Annotated in this window: 14 protein-coding genes and 1 pseudogene; 6 read left to right on the top strand and 9 right to left on the bottom strand. The window is 51.9% G+C overall.

Annotated features, from left to right (window positions below; translation table 11 throughout):
* Positions 1-7: 7 nt before the first annotated feature.
* From NDA02_RS07180 to NDA02_RS07170, 3 genes are all read right to left on the bottom strand, one after another.
* A complete protein-coding gene (locus tag NDA02_RS07180) occupies positions 8-1,858 on the bottom strand; it encodes a tetratricopeptide repeat protein (protein ID WP_190792913.1) in 1,851 nt (616 codons plus the stop codon).
* Between the two features lie 208 nt (positions 1,859-2,066).
* On the bottom strand, positions 2,067-2,840 hold the full coding sequence (locus tag NDA02_RS07175; protein WP_190792912.1) for an RNA polymerase sigma factor SigF: 774 nt from the start codon (positions 2,838-2,840) through the stop codon (positions 2,067-2,069).
* A gap of 767 nt (positions 2,841-3,607) precedes the next feature.
* Positions 3,608-4,432 carry a photosystem II manganese-stabilizing polypeptide gene (locus tag NDA02_RS07170; RefSeq protein WP_190792911.1) on the bottom strand — a complete coding sequence of 275 codons (825 nt, stop codon included), beginning with the start codon at positions 4,430-4,432 and terminating at the stop codon, positions 3,608-3,610.
* An 815-nt stretch (positions 4,433-5,247) separates the two neighbouring features.
* On the opposite strand from NDA02_RS07170, the gene NDA02_RS07165 reads away from it, so the two are divergent.
* Both NDA02_RS07165 and clpP read left to right on the top strand, forming a co-directional pair.
* Complete coding sequence (locus tag NDA02_RS07165; RefSeq protein ID WP_347277896.1) at positions 5,248-5,589, top strand: hypothetical protein; 342 nt, start codon at positions 5,248-5,250, stop codon at positions 5,587-5,589.
* Positions 5,590-5,607: 18 nt separating this feature from the next.
* Positions 5,608-6,225 (top strand): annotated as a pseudogene (clpP, locus tag NDA02_RS07160) (ATP-dependent Clp endopeptidase proteolytic subunit ClpP); the annotation flags it as partial.
* A 23-nt stretch (positions 6,226-6,248) separates the two neighbouring features.
* Here the strand turns inward: clpP and NDA02_RS07155 are convergent.
* Positions 6,249-7,289 carry a hypothetical protein gene (locus NDA02_RS07155; RefSeq protein WP_190792909.1) on the bottom strand — a complete coding sequence of 347 codons (1,041 nt, stop codon included), beginning with the start codon at positions 7,287-7,289 and terminating at the stop codon, positions 6,249-6,251.
* Between the two features lie 334 nt (positions 7,290-7,623).
* Between NDA02_RS07155 and NDA02_RS07150 the strand changes: the two genes are divergently transcribed.
* Together NDA02_RS07150 and NDA02_RS07145 are read left to right on the top strand one after the other, a co-directional pair.
* The gene (locus NDA02_RS07150) at positions 7,624-8,445 is read left to right on the top strand and encodes a hypothetical protein (RefSeq protein WP_348246182.1); all 822 of its coding nucleotides are present in this window, start codon (positions 7,624-7,626) and stop codon (positions 8,443-8,445) included.
* Positions 8,446-8,639: 194 nt separating this feature from the next.
* Positions 8,640-9,332 (top strand): hypothetical protein, encoded by a 693-nt coding sequence (locus tag NDA02_RS07145; protein ID WP_190789704.1) that lies wholly within the window; start codon positions 8,640-8,642, stop codon positions 9,330-9,332.
* A 104-nt stretch (positions 9,333-9,436) separates the two neighbouring features.
* Here NDA02_RS07145 and NDA02_RS07140 read toward each other — a convergent pair whose 3' ends face one another.
* Together NDA02_RS07140 and NDA02_RS07135 are read right to left on the bottom strand one after the other, a co-directional pair.
* Positions 9,437-9,889: a DUF2141 domain-containing protein gene (locus NDA02_RS07140; protein ID WP_348246184.1), complete on the bottom strand. Its 453-nt coding sequence runs from the start codon at positions 9,887-9,889 to the stop codon at positions 9,437-9,439.
* Between the two features lie 66 nt (positions 9,890-9,955).
* Entirely contained in the window at positions 9,956-10,117 is a 162-nt protein-coding gene (locus NDA02_RS07135) for a hypothetical protein (RefSeq protein WP_190789702.1), read from the bottom strand.
* 469 nt (positions 10,118-10,586) lie between these two features.
* On the opposite strand from NDA02_RS07135, the gene NDA02_RS07130 reads away from it, so the two are divergent.
* Positions 10,587-14,867 (top strand): PAS domain S-box protein, encoded by a 4,281-nt coding sequence (locus NDA02_RS07130; RefSeq protein WP_348254708.1) that lies wholly within the window; start codon positions 10,587-10,589, stop codon positions 14,865-14,867.
* Here the strand turns inward: NDA02_RS07130 and NDA02_RS07125 are convergent.
* A complete protein-coding gene (locus NDA02_RS07125) occupies positions 14,842-15,078 on the bottom strand; it encodes a hypothetical protein (RefSeq protein WP_348246188.1) in 237 nt (78 codons plus the stop codon). The two genes, NDA02_RS07130 and NDA02_RS07125, sit on opposite strands and share 26 nt — an antisense overlap.
* A gap of 267 nt (positions 15,079-15,345) precedes the next feature.
* On the opposite strand from NDA02_RS07125, the gene NDA02_RS07120 reads away from it, so the two are divergent.
* Positions 15,346-17,460, top strand: coding sequence for a helix-turn-helix domain-containing protein (locus NDA02_RS07120; RefSeq protein ID WP_348254706.1), 2,115 nt, complete (start codon positions 15,346-15,348; stop codon positions 17,458-17,460).
* A 62-nt stretch (positions 17,461-17,522) separates the two neighbouring features.
* Here NDA02_RS07120 and NDA02_RS07115 read toward each other — a convergent pair whose 3' ends face one another.
* Entirely contained in the window at positions 17,523-17,936 is a 414-nt protein-coding gene (locus tag NDA02_RS07115; protein ID WP_190792244.1) for a response regulator, read from the bottom strand.
* A gap of 231 nt (positions 17,937-18,167) precedes the next feature.
* Complete coding sequence (locus NDA02_RS07110; protein WP_190792245.1) at positions 18,168-20,723, bottom strand: HAD-IC family P-type ATPase; 2,556 nt, start codon at positions 20,721-20,723, stop codon at positions 18,168-18,170.
* Positions 20,724-20,798: the final 75 nt, after the last annotated feature.

Below are 20,798 nucleotides of genomic sequence, written 5' to 3'. Positions count from 1 at the left end.
ACGACCACTATTCCTGATAACGCTTTAACAGCTCCGGCACATAATCAAATCCATCCACCCCAATCACCCCCACGATCGATCGCCGCTCTTGCTCCAGCAGGTTGTGAAACTCGGTTTTCCCAAGCTGTCCGCGAATCACAATCAGCAGTCCGGCAGTTTGTCGCCAGCTTGTCGAGCCAATTTGCTCGAGCAGATACATCCCCAGTGAACCCGTGAGAATCGCTTTGCTAAAGTTTTGCAGGCGATAGTGTGCCTCTGCCAGGTACGCCAGATTAATGCCCTGCAAATAAACATCGCCCGTGAACTGGGCGGCGGAAATTCCCTTTTCCAGGTCTTCCAGGGCTGCCTGCGGCTGGTCTGCCAATACCTGAGCAATGCCTAAACTGCTGTAGCACAACGCCTGGCTCTGCCGATCGCCTAACCGCTCTGTAAGCTGAAGTCCTTGCTGGAGCCGCTCGATCGCCATTTCGTAAACCTCTGGCTCAACGTATTCCTGCTGTCTTGCCTGAAACACTTCGCTAAAGCCCAAATTTGCCAGAGCATTTGCTTCTCCTGATCGATCGCCCGCCTGACGGCTCAGGATTACGGCACGCTGGCTGTAGTTGATTGCCTCGTTGAAGTTTGCCTGCGCGACATAGGTGCGACTGAGATGATTCAGATTGGCAATTTCGCAGATCGTATCGTTTGCAGTTCGCGCAATCTCTAACGCCTGCTGATGAAACTCGATCGCCCGATCGACCTGCCCCATTGCCCTTGCAGAAGATCCTAACAGCGTTAAAATTCGGGCTTTTTCCTGGGTTCCTTCTGCCTGCCGCAGCGGTTCATCCAGATAGCTGAGGGCATCCCGCAGATATTCACCTGTAAAGGACGCAAAAATGCCGCCATAGAGCGGAAAGTAAGACTGCTGAGCAAACGTTCGCAAAATTTGCAGCGTGATTTGAAAAGATGCCTGCATCAGGCGGTGATGTCCGGCAAATGAAGCGCGACTCCAGCCATCCCCAAGCTGTGACCAAATCAGGGAAAATCCGAGGAATGTGGCGATCGAGAGCTTTGCCCCCACCTTTGAGTTATAGACCAGCTTATCAAACCAGTTCACTAGCCCTTGCTGAAGGCAGCGCAAAATCACGACCAGCTCTACAAAATCCGCCAGCGTTGTCGGCTGGGACTCTGCCCATTCGATCGGGGCTTGACTCATTGCCAGCGCATTAAACAAACTCGCCGGATGCGATCGATTCACCTGCTTTGCCCACACCCTCCAGGGTCCGCGCTGCCCCGGAACGCCCTCAAACCCAATCTGTCCCTGGCTCTGGTCATAGATCCAGCTCACCAGATGATTTTCTAACCGCTGCCAAGATTCCAGCCCCTGAATCAAGCCCTGCCCAAGCTGCTGCAAATCCTCGGTGTCAGGTGACTGCCGGAGCCGTTTGCCAAGCTGCTGCCACTGCGAGAGACTTAAGGGCTGCGATCGGTTCGGATCAGTGACGCGAATTAGCTCCCGCAACGCATCTTCAGTTTCTGCGCCACTTGCCATTACGATTTGCTGAACGGCACTTTCCAGGGCAGCATTTACCTGATTCTGCACCTGCCAGCGTTCCCACTCGCTGCGAATCGTCTGGAGTGCCCGCAGAATTCGCCCCGCCTTTGCCTGCTTTAGCTCATTGCCGGAGGCTGCCTGCTGCTCGGTTGCCGTGATTCGATCGCTCAAGCATCGCTCAAACAGTTCGCCTGTGCCTGCCTCGATGCCCTCGGCCAGCATTTGCAGAACTTGCTCTTTCGAGCGAATGTTGCCCTTGAGGGTCATCTGCACGATTTGCTCAATCAGAGCAGTATAGCGATCGCTGAGGGAAACATCGGACATAAGAGATTATCAAATGAAGGATTCATTAGGCGACGAGAGGCATCGCCGTGCCTTCATCATAATAATTTTTCTCCTTGCTCTTTTTCCGCTGAGCTTCCAGCCAAGTTTTCCGTAGAACGAGAGTTAATCCACAGTCCTTCTTGTGGGATGGACATCTTGCTCGTCTAGTTTGGTAGAGAACACCCAGCAAAAATTCGATCTGCAATCCTTAGTTTGCAGTTACCATCAACTTTTTGAGCAGCTTCAGCCCTCGCTTAACCCGGCGAGATACCGTCACTGCACTAATCCCCAGCCGTTCTGCCGTTTCTTTCTGGGTCAGGTCGTATAGAAACACAAATTCCAGGACTTCGCGGGTGCGGTTCTCAAGCTGATGCAGTGCTTGCTGAAGCCGAATCTGGTCTTCCTGCGCGAGCTGAAAACTCTGGTATTGTGCATCAGGAACCAGATCGCCCAGAGAAGTTGAACCTTCCTCTTCGTCGCGCATCGGGGCATCGAGGCTAAGCGGCGCACGATTGCGATAAGCCAGCTTGATTTCCTGCCATTCGGTTAGGGGAATTTGCAGTGCGTCTGCGAGTTCGGCATCGGTTGGTTGGCGGTTCAGCTCGGTTTGCAATTGGCGAGTAATGTTAGCAGCCTGGTGCTGCAATGCCTGCCAGCGACGCGGAATTCGCACGGGTGAGCCTTTATCACGCAGGTAGTGCTGAATTTCACCGCGAATGTAGGGAATGGCGAATGAGCTAAAGGCGTGACCCTTTGACATATCAAACCGCTCAATCGCTCGAATTAAGCCCAGGCTTCCCACCTGAAGCAGATCTTCGTAGCTCTCAGTGCATTGATTAACCCAGTGGTGAGCTTCTTTTCTGACTAAGCCAAAGTTTAACTGAACCAATCGATTGCGGAGTGCAGCAGAGGGCGATTTTTGATATTCCCGCAGCAGTTGCAGACTCTCACTTTTAAGTTCGGTAGCGACAGGAGTTTGCATGACGAGTTTCAGGGTAGATGAGGCAGACAACTGAATCAACTCACAACACCCGCCAAAATGCACGCTCAGGAGCGGCAGCAAGCAGATCTTTGGAGTACAGAGATAGAAGCCGTCTCTTAAATAATCACGTTAGACATCGCACCCTTTTTAACCCGAGTCATCAGCCAATTAAAGCAGGAACACACATTTTAGATGGGGCAATTGTTCAAACCGAGACCGACTTCCATACCTGCATTCCACAAGGTATTCGGTTGGACAAAGTAATCACAACGGCAATTTCACGGAACATCTGGAAGCCTGAATTTGCAGTCTCCCTTCACAAGTCTCTAAGTCAATTTACCAGCAGCACTTGCACAGGCACAATTTTTAAGCGGAAATATTTTGAAGTTCGCGTTACGTAGAAAACCTCATTTTTAAATGAATATTGCGAATTCTACAGATAAACAACCCGGAAAAACTTAAGGAGAAATAGAAGATCTCTGCTTATTTGTGAAAAGGTCTTGAAGATTGGCAGAATTAATTAGTCGAGCATGGTAGTAAAAACATGTGTGTTATGGATTGCGTGCAAATTCTCTAATCAATTCATCGATTGCATCAGTTTGATCGGTTCGCTTTAGAGGTGCTTGACCAGTAGCAAGTGTTCTACATCACCCTTCAATTTCTTGCTATGCAAAATTTTAAGAGCAAGGTGTCTTGAAACAAAAAATCAGGGCATATCGTTAACATACGCCCTGAGCCAGTCTATTTTGAGCAAACTCTTTGCTGAATTAAGCTTGAGCAGGCTCAACTCTGCCGTAGAACAGTCCCCGAATTTTCACGTCAACGGGTTCTTTGCCGCCCATATCTGTATCAGAGGGCTGAACACTCTCAAAGGTTCCTGCGATCTCGCCTGTCGCGCTGTTCACTTTTGCGATTTGCAGCGAGATTTTGCCCTGTCCGGTCTTGAAAGACTTCATATTCTCCCGTAGCAGCTCTTCGCTGTCTCCGCGAGAAGGCAGCGCGACCGCAGTATCATAACCTGCTGTTAAGCCACGCCCTTTAGGGTCAAGGAAGTTTGACGTGCGGTAAGACGGAACGCGAAACTCTCCTTCAAAGTCAGTGGAAGTATTGATGCTGTCTGGTGTTTGTGCTGCTGCAACCAATCCCTTCACCGTAAACAGGAACGGATACATTTCGCCACCCGGCAACTTCACGGTGATTGCCTGGAAGTCGAAGCCATCCTCTTCGGAGAAGACTAGCTTACCGTTGTTGCTCTTCAGTGAGCCTTTCACCTGGTCTAGCGATGAGGTGTACCGGGTCAAGGGCTTTCCGGTGACGAATTGTGCTGCCTGACGCTTGTTGGTTGATTCTTCTTTGACGAAGAAGTTAGTGGGTTCCAAGCACAGGTCGGATATAACATAGGTTTGATTGGAATCGATCGGAATTGCACCCCGGCTCGTTTCGGAAAGCTGAGGACAGGTGTTTGCTAGACCCGTGCCTCTAATTTGCTCGTAAGTGAGTGCAACGTTCGCATTGGAAGAACTATCGCTGCAAGCCGTGAGCAGCCCTATGCACACAGCCAGGAATGCAGCGATGAAAGCGCGATACCTCATGGTCAACCTCTAGCTTCTAATTGTGAAAACCTTACAGTATTTTGTTAAGGAGTATCTATGACAAGCGGGTCAATCCCGTTCATACTGAATTCTACAAGACCTTGTTACCTTTCTTTTGCAGAATCTCATAAATTCCCTGTCGAGGGACAGAAGATCTGTAAAAGTCGTTTGAATTGGGTGGCGACGCGGACGGTGATGATGGGGTGACACAGCGCAGATGAGAGATGCAAATGAGAAATGAATTGCTAATTGTTGCGGTATCTGCTTCCCGTTCTGATGCGATGGCAATCTAGTTGCTATGGCATTTGCAAGAAAGCTGGGCATAAACAGGTGTGGTAACTGTGGCTGGGGCAGGGGGTTAATCTTACTCATGCAGCTCTAGTTATTTGGGAATGTGAGGAACTCAGGGATTGCGATCGCAAAGTGAGCTTTTTTGATGATGCTTCAATGCTGCCAGAGTGTCTCACGATTTTGGAGTCTGTATGGAAGTCGATCGAGCCGATCGTCTCACTGGGGAAACTGCTTCGCATCGCAAGCTTAGGCTGCAAAGAAAAATCGCATCTCCTGATACAGACAGGGCTGTCGGAAAGCGAAAAGGTGGTCGAAAGGGTTATTGAATCCGTTTGGGTGCTTTGGGCTGAAACTCGAACTTGGTAATCTGTTCAAGCATTCGTTCGGACATCGCAAGGAAAACAGGAGGGCACATGGCAGAATGGCAAAATGGACACTCAGAGCTGGAATTGGAAGCGCGAGTCGAATTAACAGAATCAATTGCTTCGCAGTCTTTCGAAGGAGGAATCGCTGATCAGCTTGACATGCTGGCTGCGGTGGTTCGTGCTGTTGCCCAACAACATCAGGGACAGGGAATTGAGCTGCTCGCCCTGCTGCGACAGCTAGAGGCACTACACCGGGAAATCCGAGATGGCTTATTTCAATCTGCTCTGCCAGAAAACCGTCAAGCCCTTTATGCCCTCCTGCGCGATATCGAAGCCAATGGCGGCTGGCCCTATATCCACCGTATGAAACTCCAGGCTTTTCTGAAAAAACTGCCTGTGGCTGATCAGGAAACGATTAACCGCATTCTCGGAAACTCCCTTTCTGGCGGTAATCCGCACTCCTCATGTTCTCCAGCCGAACCGAAATCGCTAGAATGGTAGGAAAAATCAGAGAGAGCAAGCATGATTCCTACCGTTATCGAACAGTCTGGTCGCGGCGAACGCGCCTTTGACATTTATTCCCGACTGCTGCGCGAACGCATTATCTTTCTGGGACAGCCGATCGACTCTGATCTGGCAAACCTGATCGTGGCGCAAATGCTGTTTCTGGAAGCCGAAGACCCCGAGAAGGATATCTATCTTTACATTAATTCCCCCGGTGGCTCGGTGATGGCAGGACTGGGCATTTATGACACAATGAACCACATCCGCCCTGACGTATCTACCATTTGCGTCGGTCTGGCTGCCAGCATGGGTGCGTTTCTGCTGAGTGCGGGTGCAAAAGGCAAACGGATGAGCTTGCCCCATTCGCGGATTATGATTCACCAGCCGCTGGGTGGCGCACAGGGTCAGGCAACAGATATTGAGATTCAGGCAAAAGAGATCCTTTACCTGAAGCGGCGTTTGAATGAGTGCCTATCTGACCACACCGGACAACCGCTTGAGCGAATCGAGCAAGACACCGAGCGCGACTTTTATATGTCTGCGAAGGAAGCGGCTGACTATGGCTTGATTGATCAGGTGATCGATCGAAAGGCGATCGGGGGTCGTCCGATAGCGGTTGCAAGCCAGGTCTAGCTCACACTGATTCGGCAAATCAGCTAGAAAGGCATCTGCGCCGAGGAAGGCTGCGTTTCCAGGTATTGCAAGAAATCCATCAGCTCATCATCATTTAATTCCTGACGCGATCGTTTGCCGTAAGTTTTCTGCAAATGGTCGCGTCCTTTTTTGGTGTCCCAGCCCAGCCGTTTCATCTCGACTCCGATGCGAGCAATTTCCCCAGAGCGATCGATTTCCACAGGGGGAGCGATCGGAAGAGGCTCTGGTTCGGGGGGAGTGATTGTGGAAGCTGTGCCTTTGCGTCGGGCTGATTTTGCTGCTCCAGCAGAGGCTGCGGCTTCAGACGGATCGGTGTTGGGCAGCGTTAATTTCGTCAGATTTAAGTCAGCCAGGCTGACTGGTGGATCGAGCGGAGTCGTCAGATCGGAATTGACGGCTGCAAAAAGATCGGCTGCGGCAGGTTGGAAAGTTTCCTCGATCGGAGCATCGGGGAGAGCCTCTGGCGGGGGGCTGTCCTGCAACAGGTTGTTCAGGTCAAAATCGAGATCGAGATTTGAGCTGGGAGAAGATCGCAGAGGATCATCCCAATCCGTCAGGGCATCTGAGGAATCGGTGCTGCCTGACGAGTTTGTTTGAGGCGAATTTGTTTGAGGCGATAGGTCTGCGATCGGGGAAGCGGCGGTGCGGAGCAGTTCTGGCTTCGGGGCGATCGGACTGGAAACAGTGCTGGTAAGCGAAGGCAGGGGTGAAATTGCAGGAGAACCAGTTCTTTCAGAAAGATTGGCAGCTCGACCGGGCGAGGGAGCGGCGGTAGGCTCAACCGCAGAGATGGCCGGGGAAGGGATTGAAGCGTTGACCGCAGACGGCAGCAGGGTTTCGATCGCCCGACATTTCGCCCGATCTTCTGCGGCTTCTACCTCGGCAGCGGCAGCTAGCCCCGTCGCTAACGTCACCGAACCGATTTGAATCAGGGCACGTACCACAAATCGATTTGACTCGACCGCTAGCAGTTCGGATATTAGGCTAGCAGCCGGGTAAGTGGTATGAAGTTGGGTAATCAGCGCAGGCAGCGATAAAGACATAGCGGTAATAGCGGTGACGCGGCAAAGTCTGGAAATTGTGAGGAATGCCCAGTGGCAGGCAGCAAGTGCTTTGGAAGTAATTGAGTAGTGCGGGGATTAGAATTGCGATCGATGGAAAGCTAGTATAGCTTACCTTTCAAAATTTGCATTTTGCCACAACTAATCGCGATAGAGGCAATCGCGGTAGAGGCGAAGCGTTCGTCTCCTGAGTAGGAGGAAGCAAGCTAAGCTGGGGAAAGACGATAGTTTAAGATAGGCTTGAAGGGCAATTGTCTTCAATACAGATTTTGCGCTTCGCCGATCGCCTTGTTCTTCTCTTGCTTGTTGCCAATTAATGCTAGACCAACTGCTTGATCAATCCCCCAACTTTGGGAGTGATACGCTTATTCTCCTTCCGGTTTTGATCGCGCTGGAGGCAGTTTTATCTGCCGATAATGCGATCGCCCTGGCAGCTATTGCTCAGGGGTTAAACGGACAGCGGCTTCAGCAACGCGCTCTAAATTTTGGCTTAGTCGCAGCCTTTGGCTTAAGGGTGATTTTGATCCTGACAGCAACCTGGGTGATTCGCTACTGGCAATTTGAGCTGCTGGGCGCAGGCTATTTGCTGTGGTTGGTGTATCAGCATTTCTTCTCGGCAGGAGACGATGAGGCCTCTGGTGAAACGCATTCCGTTCACCGTCCCCGTTTTGAGTCCCTGTGGCAGGCGATCCCCATGATTGCCCTCACTGACCTGGCATTTTCGCTGGACAGCGTCACGACAGCGATCGCCGTTTCCCAGAATCTCTGGCTAGTGTTAACGGGTGGATTAATTGGAATTGTTGCCCTTCGCTTTATGGCGGGGCTGTTTATTCGCTGGTTAAAAGTCTATGAGCATCTGGAGGATGCTGGCTTTGTGACGGTGGCGTTGGTGGGCTTAAGGTTGCTAGTGCGGGTAGTTAATCCGTCTTTTGTGCCGCCTGAATGGCTGATGGTACCGATAATTGCGCTGATCTTTGCCTGGGGTTTCTCAAAGCGAGCCGTAGAAGAGCCGACCCAAAGCAATGCTTTAAAAGAAACGATCGCACCCTCCGAAATGACTGCAAGTGTAGCCGAACCCGTTGACCTGGAAACCGCCAGTTTAGAACCCAGAGCTGCGCAAGAGCTTTCTGCCGATTAGCTGTATTGTCTACGCTTATCTTCTATCTGCCTGCTTGGTATGAAGGATTGGGTGAATTTATTTCAATTGTTTCTATAGGTAGATCCTCGAATAACTTGACGTTGCTCTGCTGACAGATTCTAAATCAGAAGGGCTGAGAGAAGCTGATGGTAACAAACCATTGGCTTCTTTTTAGTTCGCAGATTCTGTTAGCCATGAACTTTTTCAATCCTGATATACCTGTTATTTCTAAGAAGAAATCGGCACTTGAAATCGCTCCTGCTCCTGGATTGCTGCGAATTCATTGGCAGATTGGCGAGTTCACAATTCATTCTTCTTTTTATACAAAACACGACCAAGCGTGCCTGCTGTGGAGCTTGCTTTCGGGTAGTATTTTTGTGATTGCTCAATTCCTGCCCGTAAGCTGGATTACGCAGGCAATCTTTGCTTCTGGTGTCACACTGGTGGGCATCGCGGGCATGATTTACCTGACCTGGTATCTCACCGCAGAACGACGGCTGGCGATCGTCCTATTTGCCTGGGCGGGGTTGATGCTGCTTGGTGCGATTGTCACTGATCTGAGCATTCTTTTGAGCTGGCTTCCTGTACTCACTCATATCTGCGCGTTCTGGCTGAGCCTCAGCACGATCGGCTATTTAATTACGGCGATCGGAATGCGCTCACGGGCGTTTTTTCTGGCGGCGTTGCTGCATCTAGTCGCGATCGGGATTCTGCCCTATGTGGCATCCTGGCAGCCCTTAACGACGGGCATTGTCATTGGCTGTAGTGTGTATTTGATTGCCGAACTGCAATGGGACTCAAACGGAGTTTGTGGGCATCAGGTGCGGCAGGGAGAGCGGGAGGAATGGGTGGGTGAGTGGATGGGAAATGGGGAGATGGTGGGATGAGGAGATGGGATTACGAGTAGCTTATCTCCGTCTGATTCACTGCTGATTCCTGCTTAATTCCTACCTACATTCCTATCTAATTCACGAATGCTCTAAAAAATGCTCTAAAGCAGATAGCGCATCTCTATTTCGATCGCTGTTGCGGGGCCAGAGACGCTTACTGCCGTTTCGTTAAAGCTGGGTGGACCCAGGCGAATCGTTGGATTGCCCGAAAATCCAAAGCCTTCGATTGGAATCCCCAAAAAGTTTTGATTTGCCTGTCCATCGCTGTTGGAATCGTGCAGTACCGCAACCGCGTAGGTTCCTGGGGACAAGCCGCTAAAGTTCACTCGAATGGGCTGTCCTGTTAATGCCACACACTGCTGCTGGATGGCTCGATCGCCTTCTGTAGGAAACCCATCATCGTCGGCAAACAGATTGAGGCAGACCTGTCCCTGGCGATTTCTCAGTCCATCGATATTTACCGTTAATTGGCTAGTCGGCGCAGCGTGGGCAGCGGGAAAAAACAGACTTAGCGCAGTGAGCAAAGCAGCACAAGTTTTGAAACGAAAGGTCATAGCAGCTCCAATCATAAGGACTTAAATCCCCACTGAATCATCTGCGCTCTTACTATTAATCATCCACTAATCATCTACCAGCAGTGGCATTACACCATCCGGTGCGAAAGGATGTCTATCAAGCGCAGGGTCACAGAGGGGATACCGCTTCTTATTGTTGTTGAGGGTAGGAACAGATGGCAATTTTTTTGCGATCGTCTTTCCTGACCCAGCAGTGGATTCGTGCATCGTTATCTATTCACTGTTGATTCACATCACTATCTATTCCCAGTGGAGCAAGGCGGGACTAGGGTTTCGCTCCCAAGAGGGAGCATTTTCTGTAACAGAAGATTGCTGGCGAGCGTTACAGCGAGAATTTACCGGAGATTTGTTTCTTGAGAGGGATTGCATAAATTCAAACCTCCACGAATCTCCCTTAGGAGGGATACTCGAAGCCGACTTCAGAGGGTGATACTGAAGTGATACAAACTTTTGATTCCCTACTGATTCCCGATTGATTTTCCATTAATCAATTTCTTGCGCTCGCCGCGACACATCCGCCGTAACGCATTCGGTTTTTATTGCTCTAAATAAAGCTTTTTTACTTTTTTCAATTAAATCTCAATCAAACGCTTTGCATTGGCTGGGCTAACGCGACTGGCTCAGGCGATTTGCAGCTATACTTGCCCTTAAATTCTCAATTCTGTTGGTTACTTTTGTGCCATCTCTGTCTCGCGTTCCGTTTCTCACCTCCAAGCGCTGGTGGATTGCTTTACCTTTTGCATTTCTGCTGTTGTTCCTGGCGCATGGAACAGCACTGCTTTTTCGGGTACAGCCTGCGGTGTCGCTTTGGTTTCCGCCGTCTGGGGTAGCGATCGTTCTGACGCTGTGGCTGGGGCCGATCGGGGCAATCTTGGCCGGGCTGACTTCAGTCGTCATGGCTCCGCTGTGGGGCAGTGAAGGCTGGTATCGGCTGGTTGGACTCATTGATGCGATCGAGCCTCTGCTTGCCTGGTGTCTTTATCGCCAGTTTTTTCAGGGGTCACTGTTTCTCAGGGGTCTACGGAATGTGGTTGCGTTTCTGGTGAGTGCCCCGGTGATTGCCTGCGCTGCTTCGGCGATCGTTAGCTCAACGGTGCTGGTGGGGCTGGGGCGCATTCCGGGGGATGAACTTGCAGGCGTTATTGGCAAATGGTGGTTGGGCAATGCGATCGGGACGATGGCGATCGTTCCTACGGCACTGCTGCTCATTACGCCTGTTTTGTATCGATCGGGCTGGCTGGCGAAGTCCAGTTTTATGCTGGAGTCCAAGCTGTTTGCTTCCGATGATCCTGTTCCGTTTTCCTTGTCTCAAATTGTGCGCGCTGCCCCCTGGACAGAGCTGCTGTTTTTGCTGCTTACCTGTGCAACTACAGCAGTGCTGACCGTGCTCGAAAGTCAACACGCGGACTATTCATTTCAGCTTTTCTCGCTGCTAAGCTTTGTGCCGATTCTCTGGGCAGCGGCGCGGTTCGGTGCAACGGGTGGCATGACGATCGCCAGCCTGTGTGTCATCCTGACGCTGCTTGCCTATCTGGTGGTCTATCCCAATGTAATTCTGTTGCCCAGCTTTCCCGTTTTGATGGGCGTTTTTAATATTCACAAGTTCAGTTTGCTGGTGCAGTGTGCGGTGAGCCTCTTTGTGGGAACCGCAATGACCGAGCGGGCAGCGGCGCAGGTGGCACTGGCAGTAGAACGGGTACGAACCCGAGAAAGTCAGGCAAGAGCATTGCTGGCAGAACAGTTGGTGCAGCTCAACTACTCGCTTACGGAAGCCAACCAGCAGCTTCAGCAGAGCGAAGAGCGGTTTCGTACCTCGGTTGAGAATATGCTCGACTGTTTTGCCATTTACTCGACGATTCGGGACGAGTCAGGACAGATTGTGGACTTCAGGACGGAGTATGTGAACCCCGCTGCCTGTGACAATAACCAGATGACGAAAGAAGAGCAAATTGGCAGAGGCTTATGTGAGCTGTTGCCCAATTACAAAGCGTCGGGCTTGTTTGACAGGTATTGTCATGTGGTGGAAACGGGAGAACCCCTGGTCAAAGATTCGCTCGTTTATGCCGACTACTACAATGGCAAATACCTGCGGCGCGCCTTCGAGCTCCGTGCAGTTAAGCTAGGCGATGGCATTGCTGCAACTTGGCGCAATATTACCGATCGCAAAGAAGCTGAAGACGAGCTATTTCGCCGTAAGCAGGAGTTTAAGGCACTGGTGGAAAACTCGCCGGATATCGTTTCTCGCCTGAATGCTGAACTGCGCCACGTTTATATCAATCCTGCGATCACCCGCGTTACCGGAATTCAGTCGGAAGACTTTATCGGCAAAGATTATCTGGAGTTAGGGTTTTCTAGCAAAGAAGCTCAGCTCTGGCGCTCGGCGATCGGGCGCGCCTTTGAAACCGGAAAGGAACAGACGATCGAGTTTGAGCTGTCTGCCCCGACTGGGGAAGATCGCTATTATCAGGCTCGATTTGTGCCAGAATTTGACGTGAATCATGCCGTTGAGACGGTGCTGGGGGTGACGCGAGATCTTACCGACCTGAAGCGAACTGAAGCTGCCCTGCGTCGCAGTGAGGAGCTATCTCGCACGGTGCTGAGAAATTTGCCTAACGGGGCGGTGCTGATGTTCGATCGCGATTTGCGCTACACCCTGGCAGAGGGATCTGCGATTGAGCAAGCAGGTTTTAGCAGCAAAGACCTGGAAAATCAGCTGATGCAGGACGTGATGCCGCCGGAAGCCTTCGACCAGCTTGAGCCGCTCTATCGCAGCGCGCTACAAGGAGTTTCCTCGCTGGAAGAAGTCTGGTATGGCAATCGCCTTTATCTGGTGAATGGAGTACCTGTGAAGAACGATCGGGGCGACATTACTGCCGGCATGGTGATTATTCAGGATATCACCGAGCAGGATGCTGCCCAGCGCGAACGTCAGAAAGCCGAAGCCGCCCTGCGTCAGTCCGAAACACGCTTTTCTCGACTGGCAGAGAACGTTCCGGGCGTGATTTATCAGTACTGGATGCACCCAGACAGTAGCGATCGGTTTAACTACATCAGCTCTGCCTGTGTCGATCTCTATGAGGTGGAAGCCGATATTCTGCTGCAAAATACAGCTCTAACCTGGAGTGTAATTCATCCTGATGACTTGGAGGCGTTCCGGCAGTCGCTTGCGGATGCCGTTGAGCAAAACCGTGAGTGGTCTTGTCAGTGGCGCATTATTACCCCTTCGGGCAAGCTGAAGTGGGTGCAGGGTCGGGCAAAATCCGAACGGCGAACCGATGGCGTCATTATTTGGGATGGATTGCTGCTGGATGTCACCGAGCGAGTGCAGGCAGAGAAAGCCCTGAAAGCCAGTGAAGTTCGCCTGCGAAGCGTGATTGATTCCAATTTGATTGGCGTATTTTTTGGGTCGCTTGAAGGAGCTATTACCGACGCAAATCAAGCATTTTTGCAAATTACAGGCTACAGCCGCGAAGACCTGGAACAGGGAGAACTGCGCTGGGCAGAACTTACCCCGCCTGAATATTTCGATCGGATGCAGACCGGAGCCGCAGAAATCAGGACGCTCGGAACCTGTACCCCGTTTGAGAAAGAGTTTATTCGCAAAGATGGCAGCCGCATCTGGGTGGAAATTGGCGGCGCGATGATCGGCAATGGGGAAGGCGTGGGCTATGTGCTGGATCTGACCGAACGCAAGCGAATCGAATCGGAACGTGCCCAAATTTTGGCGCGAGAACAGGCAGCCCGCAAACAGGCAGAAGCCGCCAGCCGTACGAAAGATGAATTCCTCGCGATCGTTTCCCACGAGCTGCGATCGCCCCTGAGTGCAATGCTGGGCTGGTCGCGCCTGCTGGTAACACGCGAAATGGACGCAACCACGACTCGTAAGGCACTGGAAGCGATCGAGCGCAATGCTCAGGCGCAAACCCAACTCATCGAAGATTTGCTCGACATCTCGCGGATTATTCGCGGCAAAGTGCGGCTTTATACTCGTCCGGTGAACCTGGTGCAGGTGATCGAAGCGGCGATCGACACCGTCCGCCCCACTGCAGACACCAAATCGATCGCGCTCAATTTGCAGATGGATGTCCGTTCCCCGGTCAAAGTTTCTGGCGACCCCGATCGGCTTCAGCAGGTAATCTGGAATTTGCTTTCTAACGGCATTAAATTTACGCCTAATGCTGGTCGGGTCACGGCTCGGCTGTCGATCGTCACGCAGGCGCAGTTCCAGGCTGGCTCGCAGCACAACGCTTCTGAGCTGCCCACCCTTATGCCTGATGTTGCTTATGCTCAGGTTCAGGTCATCGATACGGGGAGAGGCATCAGCGCAGAATTTCTGCCTCAGGTATTCGATCGCTTCCGGCAGGCAGAAAGTGCAACCACCCGAATGCAAGGGGGTTTAGGGCTGGGACTGGCGATCGTTCGCAATCTGGTCGAGCTGCACGGCGGCTTTATTCAGGCAGAGAGCGATGGCGAAGGAAAGGGAGCGACATTCACGGTGTATCTGCCGCTGCTGCCCACCCAGTTGACCAATCCCGAAGATGCGCCTCCAAGCATTATTCCCGCTGCTGCAAATTTAGAGGGCATCTGTGCTTTAGTGGTGGATGACGAGGCAGATGTGCGCGAGCTGCTGATGACCATTCTGGAGCAATATGGCGTACGGGTGCTGACGGCAGCATCTGCTCAGGAGGCACTGGAAAAACTGGATCGATCGCAGCCCGACATTCTGCTCAGCGATATTGGAATGCCTACCGAGGATGGCTACGCGCTAATTCGACAGGTGCGGCAGCGATCGAGCGATCGAGGCGGACAAATTCCTGCCGCCGCAATTACTGCCTTTGCCCGCGAGGAAGACCGGGTGCAGGCAATCAACGCCGGATTCGACGTTCATATTTCAAAGCCGATCGAGCCTGCCCGATTGATTACGGTAGTGACTAATTTGGTGAATCGCCGGAAGTAATGGATTCTGAATCTTCTGACTCCAGCGTCCTCTGGGCAAGCGAGTGCTGAATACTGCCTTCCCCGTAGCCCAGGTCATACAGGCTTGACTGCTCTGGGTCGGTTTCAGGCGGTTGTTTGGAATATCCCATAAGCGCATCCGCTCTGCCCCGGCTAAACCAATCTTCCTCAGCAACTTGCTCAGTCACGTTTCTTGATTCGTTGACCGTCATACTCACTGTTCTCCCTTGAAATAATCACGCTCTACAACAGTTGTGTTTCAGGTTGTATTCTCGTGTTGCGCTCTAGTGTAGTTGCAGTCCCAGGGTGAAATTCAGCTATCTTGCGATAGACTCTTGCGGTTCTCGACGCTAAACATAGACGCGCTAGACACAGACGCGATCGAGTTCCACTCTTGTTTCATCGCTCGAAGCTTGCGGTAAGGTATTCAGAGGCAGAACAGGGCGATTTTCCCTTTGGAAGAGTGCGAGGCGATCGACATGGCACAAAATTTTGCAGAAGTCAGCCCGTTTGGGGAAAATCTGTATATCTTCGAGCCGGAGATGACGGTTTTGGACGAGCCACCCCTGGCTTTCCGGCAGAGTCTGCCTGAAGAGAGTTTACCTGAAGATGCACCAGTCTCAGTCAAGGCTACGCCAATCGCCCTGGGCACAGCAGCGATCGCGATTGAGCCACTTTTACCCAAAGTTCGCTCAGGGATTGATTGGGCAAGTCTAACGCAGGAGGTGTTAACGGTCGAGACGCTGAATCAGTTAATCATGATTTTGCGCGATCGATCTTCGCTGCCGGATTTAGTCACAGAGCATTTATTTCAGCAGCTTTTGCGGGTGTATCAGCACAAAGTTGAGGTGACAGTTCAAACGCAGGGAATCGACGCGATCGATAGCAGTCTGCCCCACTTTAAGCGAATCACGCAGCGCAAAACCGGAGAAAAGAAAATTGAGCTAAATCTGAATCGGGAAAAGATTCATGCTTATCTGAAAAGTTCACTGGATGAGTTTTTTAACTATGCAGGCTTTTGGGAGGATTTTTCAAAGACGATCGGCACAAATTTGATGATCTGGATTGCCGAAAATCTAGATAAGTTTGTAGAACAAAACGTGACCGATCAGGCTCAGCTTGTTGCACAAATTCAAACGCAGCTTTTAGAATGTCCGCCGCTTTTGCAAGAGCGCATTAGCTTACTCGGACAAATTTACTGTCAGGAGATTACTAAAAAGATTCTTCAGGGATTCAATCTGCCCAACTGTTCGCTCCAGGAAATGGATAAGCTGCTGGGTCTGCGGCAAAAGCCCGTTTTAATCACCAGCACCCGTTTGACCCTTGACCCGATTTCGGTGATTCCAACCGCGATCCCGATCGCCAGCAGCATTCGTGCTCAGTTGCGCCCCGACCTCTGGGAAGAAAACGCTGAGCGGCTTGCTGTCTTTCGCTACCGCAGCAAAACCAATCCGAATAACTACATTGAACATTACATTACTAATCCTGGTGATATTGCATTGCTGCCCTGGGAAGCTGCCGAGCAAATTATCAACAAATTCGGTTTTGATACCGTCAAGCTTCAGCTTATTTTTGCCGCCCGCACCATGGAAGAAGATGAGCCGTGGAAGAGCACCTTTACGCTGAAAGCCAGCGATATGATTCATCTGTTGGGCTGGGATCGCAACCACAGCACTAGCCTGCCCGATAAGCGCAATGCCGTAGCGACGACTGCCTACGCACTGTCCTGTTTGCTGGTGAAATCGGTGTGGATCGAGGGACGGGGCAAACGACCGATCGATGCTAGTACGCCGATCGGTCGTATGTGGGATGTCTTGATCGATTTGCACGGTCAGTTTGACTGGGTGAGCGGCAAGATTGAGAAGCCGGACGAAGTGTATATCACGGTCAGCCCGGGACTGTGGACCAAGCATTTTCTGAACCGTGCTGGTAGCCGAGCCAAAGAAGCCCTGCATCAGTTTGGCTACCTGGCAAAAGATATTCTGAAAATCGACCCCTATCATCACGAGATGGCGTTGCGATTGGCAATTCAATTAACGCTGGATGCGCGGATTCGGGTACATAATCAAAATCCCTACGACTATCGCGTGGTCAGCTTGCTGGAAGAAGTGTTGCCTCGCACCGAAATTGAAAAAGCTTTGCAGGACAAACACCGGGCACGCGACCTCAAAAACCGCTGGAACCGCGCCATTAAACTATTGCTTAGCCTGGGCTGGCAAATTGAATACGATCCCGCTACCTATCCCGACTGGCTGCAACCCGGCAGCACTGCCCCCAAACCCGACGACTGGCGCAAAGTGAAAGTGATCGATCGCCTGCTGCAAGCCAAGCTCACGATCAAACCGCCTCACCCGATCCCGGAACTGCTGGGCAAAATGAAAGAACCCCGCAAGCCCAAACTGCTTGAACTGCCCCCTGTAGAAGAATTGACGGGCGATCAAGTGCGGATTGCTAGAGAGCAACTGGGCTGGAGCCGGAAGGAGCTAGGCGGATTTCTTGACCTCAGCGCAGACTACATCGGCAAGCTGGAGCGGGGCGATCGAGTGATTACGCCTGAGCTAGAGTCGCGCCTGAGAAAGCTGCTGCATTTGTAGCGTGGCAAAAGCCTTTAAGCTGCAAAGGCTTCAAGCTGCAAGGGAGTTAAGCCGCAGAAGCTCTAAGCCACCGAGGAACGAGAGCGAGAAGCCGACCGCTGGGCAAGCAGTTTTTCAACCGGGTCCAGCAATTGATCAATCCCGGAGGGACGAGGCATTATCCGATCCGCCTCTTCACATAACGCCCCAAGCGTTTCGCCAGCATCATCTGGAAAATAAGAGGAAATCAGCAGCAGCAGCGGGGAATGAACAAACTTTTCTTTGACCTGCCGAATCAGCGATATCCCATCTAACTCAAGCTGATATCGTGGCGCAGGAATGCAAAAGTCTACGATCGCCACATCAAACTGATCGGCACACTGAAGAAACTGCCAGGGATCACAAAACGCCTGTGTCTCATAGCCCCGCCGACGCAGCGCAATTTCTAGCGCAAAGCACCAGCCCTCGTTGTCATCAACAATTGCAATCCTCACCATAAACCCACTCTGCCAAAAGAACTTTGAAACTTAATTAAGTATCTTGACGAACTTTTGATACCCGTTAAGCAGTTTTGAATGGGTTCAGTTTAATCAATCCAAATTTCCTTAGTTTCTGCCATTGGGATGATTGACTCATCACTTTACGATAGATTCGCGAAGGGAAGTCGTGGGATCGCTTGATCCCCTTATCTTGCTAGCTCAAATCCTTCTTCTGGCTCAAATTCTTTTTCAGCTCAAATCAATCCCCAGGAATCGATCGAAAAATCGACTGCGCCAGATCGATCGCAAAATAAAACACCACTCGATCGCCACCAGCCCAATAAACAAATAGTTGACTGCCCCCAGCGGATAAAGCTCAAAAAAGCGGCTCAGCGATGGGATTGACACGATCAGGAAGTATCCTATCAGCAGCACCCCTGACACGATCGAATATCGCCAGTCGCGGCTCAGTGGTTCTCCTCCGACCCAGGCACGGTTAGGCGGCTTCAGAAAAGGCAGCAGCAGCAGTTGACCCATAATCAAAATTGTGACCAGGGCACTGCGCGGAATTGCATAGTTCACCTGGGTTAAGTCCGATCCAGGCGGCAGATTCAGCACCGCAACCACCAGATAAAAGAGATAGACCAGCAGCGATACCAGGGTGAGCGTCAGCGTCGAAGGAATCACAAAATGCAGCATCGATCGCACCATACTCCGGCGCGGCAGCAGTCCCGGCTTTGCCCAGATTGGCAGAAACATAGTGGGAAACCCTACACCGATTAAAGCCACGATCGCACTTTGCTTGTTTTGCAGCGGAAAGCTTTCGGTGACGATCGCCGTTGCAAAAATCAGCAGCGTGACGCAAAACGTACGAACCAGAAACAGTTTCAGCACATCTTGAATGCCGTTACGAATACATTGTCCTTCCCGAAAGGCACGGGGCAACGCCCCAAACGAATCTTTCAGCAGCACAATATCTGCAACGCCGCGAGTCGCTTTACTGCCGCTTTCCATCGCGATCGCCAGATCTGCTTGCTTCAGTGACAGCACATCGTTCACCCCGTCCCCGATCATGGCCACATAGCGCCCCGATTGCCGCAGATGCTTCACCAGCAACGCCTTTTGTTCTGGCGTAACGCGGCCAAACACCGTGCCTTCTCGGGCTGCCTGGGCAAACTGCGCCTCATCTAATTCTGCAAGCTGCGCGCCCGACACCGATCGAATTTCGCGTAAACCCGCCTGTTTTGCCAGGGCTGCCACCGTGTGCGGATTGTCTCCCGAAATGATCTTCACTTCGATCCCGGCACGGGCAAATCCTTCCAGCGTTTCATACGCTTCTGGACGCAGCCGATCGCTAAACCGCAGCAGAGCCAAAGGCTGTAACCCGATCGGCAGCTCAGCCACATCCGCACTCAGCAGCGTCGGGTCAGGATAATAGGCAAACAGCACCACCCGCAACCCCTGCTCTGCTCCCGACTGAATAAAGTCCAGCATTTCACCTGTCAACGTCAGATAGCGAGACAGTGCCTCTGGCGCACCCAGCACGTAAATTCCCCGGCGCATCTCATCATCCAACGCGATCGCACTCCACTTACGGGCAGACGAAAAGGGCAATTCGGCTTTCAGCAATCGGGTTTTGCCGGGATATGCCAAGGCGATCGCCTCACTGGTGCGGTTTCCAGCGGTGACACTGGCAGCATAGTCGGCAAGCTGTGCCACAATTTCTGCTTTATCTAGCTCGGCTTTATCTGGCTCGGCTTTATTTGGCGGAGCAATCCCCCCTTCGGAACCCTGATCAGCACTGATCCCTTCACCCAACGATGAAGCCACCGGATAAACCTCCTCAAGCTGGATCTGATTAGTTGTCAGCGTTCCCGTCTTGTCGAGACACAGCGTATCTACATTACTAAGGGATTCCACCGCGTTCGCCTGCTGGATCAGCACATCCTGACCGACCATTCGCACCGCGCCTAACCCATACGCCAGCGTGATTGCTAGCAGCAGTCCGGCAGGCACGAGTCCGGCAATCACCGCAAACCGCTGCACAATCTCATTTAGCGAATAGCGGCTGCTGAGAAAGCTAATGCCCACTAGCACCCACAAAAAGCAGGCGATCAGCATAAACACGCGAATCACCACATTGATTTCCACCTGAAGCGGCGTAAACCGTCGCCGAAATGCTCGCGCCTCTGCCATTAGCCGATAAGCCAGCGTCTCGCTCCCCACTTTTTGCGCCTCGTAGCAGGCAGTGCCACTCACACAAAAGCTGCCCGAATATACGAGAGCATTCTTCTGTTTAGGAATCAGATCCGATTCGCCTGTCAGCAGCGATTCATCGACTTCCATGCGTCCCGTACCGACGATCGCCCCATCCACCACCAACTGGTCGCCTGGACGCGCAATCAAAATATCCCCTAGCACAATCTCACTCGGATCAATTTCCGATTCCTGCCCTTCCCGAATCACCGTTGCCTGTGGACGGTTTAACAGTGCAATGCGATCGAGCTGCCGCTTCGCCCAAATTTCCTGATAAATACTCACCAGCACCCCACCAAAAATCACCACCACCACCAAAATTCCATCCCCTACCCGCTGCAGCAGAAACATCACCAGGCTGATCGCAAAGAAAATGAAATTAATTACCGTAAACAAGTTCTCGCGAAGAATCTGACTATAGGAGCGGCTCGTTTTCAGCGGCGCAACATTGCCCTGTCCCGCAGCCCGTCGTGCAATGACTTCTTGCTGCGTTAAACCCTGGAGCGATGGTTCAGAATCGGGAGTAGGGCGATCGGGGAGGGCGGTCATGTTGGAGGGTGGCGGGGTGGATGAGTGGGGGGTGCGTGAGCAGGGGTGAGTGGGTGAGGGCGTGAAGGGGGAGCG

Source organism: Leptolyngbya sp. ST-U4 (genome assembly GCF_039962215.1).
Lineage (GTDB): Bacteria > Cyanobacteriota > Cyanobacteriia > Elainellales > Elainellaceae > Leptolyngbya_A.
Note: the sequence above shows the minus strand (reverse complement) of the source record. Positions and strands in the feature narration are given on the sequence as shown.